The organism is Synergistaceae bacterium (genome assembly GCA_017444345.1).
Lineage (GTDB): Bacteria > Synergistota > Synergistia > Synergistales > Aminobacteriaceae > JAFUXM01.
In genome coordinates this window covers 1-4,921 of the sequence record JAFSWW010000070.1, presented here as the reverse complement: position 1 = coordinate 4,921, position 4,921 = coordinate 1, and the positions used below count along the sequence as shown (strand labels likewise).

Sequence of the window (4,921 nt, the reverse complement as noted above, 5' to 3'; positions counted from 1 at the left end):
TTCCGCCGCCTCCTCCCACCCGCCCACCCCGTCGGCGGCGGAAAAAACACGCTATTACTCTACAATCTCGGCCATTCTGAATAATATAATCCCGGTCGGAACTTGATATATATTTTTAACGCGTTTACTCTTCATCTCAGGAAATGACAGGAAATATAACGGTAATGAAGGCATTTCACGCATTAAAATTTTTTCGGCCTCGTGTAAATAATTTATACGTTTTAACCGATCCATTTCGAGGGCTGATTTTCGCATTAAATCGTCAAATTCTGAATTACTCCAGCCAATAGTATTTTGAGGCGAGTCAGATTTATAAATTTCTAAGATATTCGACGCGTCAGGGAAGTCAAGCACCCAGTTATGCACGCCCATATCAAAATCTCCGTCCTGTATTGACTTAAGATATACTTTCCATTCTTCATTTAATAAAGCAACATTTACGCCTAAAACTTCCTTCCACATGTTTTGCAGGACTTCAGCGAGCATATTAACGCCCGGTTTGCCGCTATATTTTAATGACACTTCCGGAAAATTTTCACCGTTTGGATAACCTGCTTCAGATAAAAGTTTTCTAGCCTGTTCAATATCTGCACTCACTGGCAAAAACGCGCCCCCTTCCGTCCTGAAATCCTGCGAATCAGTCAAGCCCGGTACTAAATAACTTACTAGCCCGGTTGCCGGTTTCTCGCCACTCTTCAAAAGTTTATCGGTTATGATACTTCTGTCTATTGCAAGTGTAAATGCGAGTCTGACTCTTGAATCGTCAAAAGGTTTGTGAGCAGAGTTAAAATCAATAAAACCTGTAGCAAGTGCCGGGAGTGATTTTGCCTCACCTGATTTCAATAACGCGGGCAGAATTCGAGCCGGTATTGAGCTTATATAATCAATCTTCCCTGCTTTGAAGGCTGCTAGTGCTGTGTTAGTGTCCCCTATGAAGACAAAGCGCAATCTGTCAATTTTCACATTTTCAGAGTCCCAGTAATTATTATTCTTGAGTAAAATAATTTCTCCGCCGCTCCCGTGTTTCCATTTTGAGAGAGTAAATGCCCCGTTTGATATAAGAGTCTCAGGTTTAGCTGCCCAGCCTCTGGGATTCCTGCTTATTATGTCCATTCTTGCGGGCGTAAAAGTCTGGAATTCCATGTAATAAAGCATTAAAGGATTCTTATATTCGAGATTAATAATAAAAGTTTTCTCGTTAGGAGCATAGAGTCCGACTTCTTCAGATTTTGCCTGACCCTTATAAAATTTTTCCGCGTTCTTGATAAAGAATCCATAATTAACATATGGTGAGGCCGTCTTAGGATTTATTAAATGCATAAAGCCGTCCTTAAAATTTTGAGCTGTTAATTTCTCGCCGTCCGACCACTTTAAATTATCACGCAAATAAAATTTCCATGTCAGCCCGTCCGGTGATACATCCCAGCTTTCAGCACAGGCAGGTTCTATTTTGCCATTAAAGCCCATTCTAACAAGTCCCTCAAAAATATTTACGTCTACAATTCCACCGTCAAGAGCATAATTTAAAAACGGGTCTATAGTTCTCGGATCAACGCCCATATTATAAATTATTTCACGAGTCCCCGCGCTTGCAATTCCGGCAAAAATTAATATTATAATTATACAAATTTTTAGCTTTCTACAAATGGACATGAACATAAATGATTCGCTCCTTTCTCGCTTAAAATTGCGTTAATAGTCCTGCATTCCGGCCTTGCTCTAGGACATCTCGTGTGAAAGCTGCAGCCCGTGGGAATATTTAACGCGCTGGGAATTTCGCCCTTAAGAGATAAAATTTTGCGCTGGTCTGATTTGTCGGGATCAGGCACAGGAATAGAAGACAATAGCGATATTGTATAAGGATGCAGGGGGTGTGAATATAATTCGTTACTGTCTGCAATTTCTAAGATTTGACCGAGATACATTACTGCGACTCGCGAGCTTATGTGCCTTACCATTGATAAATCATGAGCGATAAATAAATAAGTCAGTCCCATTTTATTTTGCAAGTCCTGAAGCATATTTACAATTTGAGCCTGTATAGACACGTCAAGAGCAGAAATAGGCTCATCACAGATAATAAATTCAGGTTCTACAGCTAATGCCCTAGCTATGCCGATTCTTTGACGCTGCCCTCCGCTGAACTCATGGGGATAACGGCTTGACTGCGCGCTATTAAGTCCTACGAGCCGCAATAATTCATTTACTCGGTCTGACTGCTCATCTTTAGGAACTCCGTGAATTATCATTGATTCCCGAATAATATCGTCGGCTGTCATTCTTGGATTTAGTGAAGCATAGGGATCTTGAAATATCATTTGTAATTTTTTCCTGAATGGGAGCATTTGTTTAGAATTTAGGCGCGTAATATCCTGACCGTTATAAATAATTTGCCCCGAATCAGGCTCATATAATTTTATGATAGTACGTGCTAAAGTAGTTTTGCCGCAGCCAGACTCGCCTACTAGTCCGAGTGTCTCGCCCCTATTCACATAAAATGAAACTCTATTAAGTGCCCTGATATTGCCGTTAAAATATTTAGTGAGATCATTAATTTCAAGTAACGCGCTCATTTTTTACCTTTTCACTCCCAGCCAGCAATTATATTTATGAGTATCAGTTAAAGAATTCATAACCGGATATTTTTCAAGACACAAGCGCATTGCTTTATCACATCTCTTGACATATGGGCAGCCTTTAGGAGGGTTTAACAGGTCAGGGGGCTGGCCTTCAATGGGAATTAATTTTTGCTTGATATTATCAGGATTAGGCACAGAACGTAATAATCCCTGAGTATAAGGGTGTGAGGGCGTGTAAAAAATTTCTCTTCTCGTTCCCTGTTCTAAAATATGCCCGCCGTACATGATTAAGACTCTGTCAGATTCGCCCGCGATTATTCCTAAATCATGAGTTATTAATATTACTGACATGTGAGACTCTTTCTGTAAATCTTTAATCAACTTCAAAATTTGAGCCTGAACAGTTACATCAAGCGCAGTAGTAGGCTCATCAGCGATTAATAAATCAGGTTCACAAAGTAAGGCCGTTGCTATCATGATTCTTTGACGCTGCCCGCCGCTGAACTCGTGAGGATATTGCGAGATTCTTTTCTTGGCCGGAGATATTCCTACTTTTTCGAGCATTTCGAGGACCCGCAAATTTATATCGCCCTGCCATTTATGACGCTTGAGAGATTCCCGCATTTGATAGCCGATTGTCAAAACCGGATTTAGACTCGTCATAGGATCCTGAAATATCATAGAAATATTTTTGCCCCGAATTTGATTTATATTATAATTGCTTATATTTTTATCGTTGAATATTATAGAGCCTGACTTGATTTTATTCAGACCCATTATAGATAACATTGCCGCACTCTTTCCGCTGCCAGACTCGCCCGCAATTCCGAGAACTTCCCCGCGCTTAAGAGTAAAAGATACTCCATTGACGGCCTTAATTTCTCCCATTGAGGTAAAAAATGACGTGTGCAAATCTTCAACTGTTAAAATATTTTCGCTCAAATTAAATCACTCCCCTTTGTTATATATGCAAATTCATGCTTTATTCTACTCCTACCCGCTCACCCGCCTGCTCCGTGAAAATCAAAACATGTTAGGCAAAATTTTTCACTCTAAATCACTTTCTTAATTTCGGATCAAGAGCGTCTCTCAAGCCATCGCCTAAAAAGTTAAATGCAAGTATCATTATCGAAATCACAGCCGCCGGGAAGAATAATTGTGTCGGATATACCATTAATGCGCCTATACCGTCATTACAAAGCATTCCAAGACTCGCCATAGGTGCAGACACTCCTAAGCCGACAAAGCTCAAGAATGCCTCCGTGAAAATCGCCCCCGGAATCGAAAATGTAAGAGTTACAAGAATCGGCCCCATCGCATTAGGTATCAAGTGACGCAGCAAAATTCTTGACGGTGAAGCTCCTAACACACGAGCTGACAAAATAAATTCTTCATTCTTGAGTCTCAACACTTCAGCCCGTACGATTCGCGCCATCGGTGCCCAGTAAGAAATTCCCAGCGTTATAAATATACTTTTCAAGCCGGGGCCGACTACTACCATCAATAAAATTACATAAATCATAACGGGCACGCTGTAAAGCACATCAACAACTCCCATCATGAAATTATCAACTTTTCCGCCGGAAAATCCCGAAATCCCCCCGTAAATTACTCCGATAAATAAATTTATGAAACTTGCTAAGATTCCCACAGCGAGAGAAATTCTTGCACCGTAAAGAATCCTAACAAATAAATCACGCCCTAACATGTCAGTCCCTAATAAATGATTTAAGCTCGGCGGCTCATTCGTAGCGAAAAAATTTGTAGTGTCATAATCATAGCTTGAGAAATAAGGCCCGAAAATTGCAAGCGTCAACATAACAAGAATCACTATCAGGCCGAATAAAGCGAGTCTATCTTTCTTGAGTCTCTGCCAAACGTCCTGCCAGTAAGTAAGAGAAGGCCTTAGAGTCTCAGCGCTCGTTCTCTCTTCAAGTGTAAGAGGCGTAAAATCATACATGTTAATATTCCCTCACTATTTATTATTGTAATTTGATTCTGGGATCTATCAAAGCTAGGCAGCAATCAGCAATCAAATTAAAGAATACTAACAGCGCACTATAAAATATAGTAACTCCCATTATTGTCGTGTAATCTCTATTATTTATGCTTGTTACAAAGAATGTGCCGAGTCCCGGAACTCCGAAAACTTGTTCAACTACAAAACTCCCCGTTAAGATTCCAGCAGTCAACGGCCCTAAATAGGTTATGACGGGGATAATTGCATTCTTTAAAGCGTGAATATAAATTATAGCAAACTCGCTCAAACCTTTAGAATATGCCGTTCTTATATAGTCCTGAGTCAAAATTTCCAACATGCTCGAACGAACTAAACGAGAAAT

At 40.3% G+C, this 4,921-nt stretch carries 5 protein-coding genes; all 5 read right to left on the bottom strand.

The window, feature by feature from the left end; translation table 11 throughout:
* Positions 1-54 precede the first annotated feature (54 nt).
* Positions 55-1,653 (bottom strand): peptide ABC transporter substrate-binding protein, encoded by a 1,599-nt coding sequence (locus IJS99_04895; GenBank protein MBQ7561153.1) that lies wholly within the window; start codon positions 1,651-1,653, stop codon positions 55-57.
* Positions 1,632-2,573 carry an ATP-binding cassette domain-containing protein gene (locus tag IJS99_04890; protein ID MBQ7561152.1) on the bottom strand — a complete coding sequence of 314 codons (942 nt, stop codon included), beginning with the start codon at positions 2,571-2,573 and terminating at the stop codon, positions 1,632-1,634. Before IJS99_04890 ends, IJS99_04895 begins: the two co-directional genes overlap by 22 nt.
* A 3-nt stretch (positions 2,574-2,576) precedes the next feature.
* Positions 2,577-3,467, bottom strand: a complete 891-nt coding sequence (locus IJS99_04885) for an ABC transporter ATP-binding protein (GenBank protein ID MBQ7561151.1) — start codon at positions 3,465-3,467, stop codon at positions 2,577-2,579.
* Positions 3,468-3,636: 169 nt separating this feature from the next.
* Positions 3,637-4,539, bottom strand: a complete 903-nt coding sequence (locus IJS99_04880; protein MBQ7561150.1) for an ABC transporter permease — start codon at positions 4,537-4,539, stop codon at positions 3,637-3,639.
* 22 nt (positions 4,540-4,561) lie between these two features.
* Positions 4,562-4,921 (bottom strand): ABC transporter permease (locus IJS99_04875; protein ID MBQ7561149.1); only part of this gene is annotated, 360 nt, incomplete at its 5' end.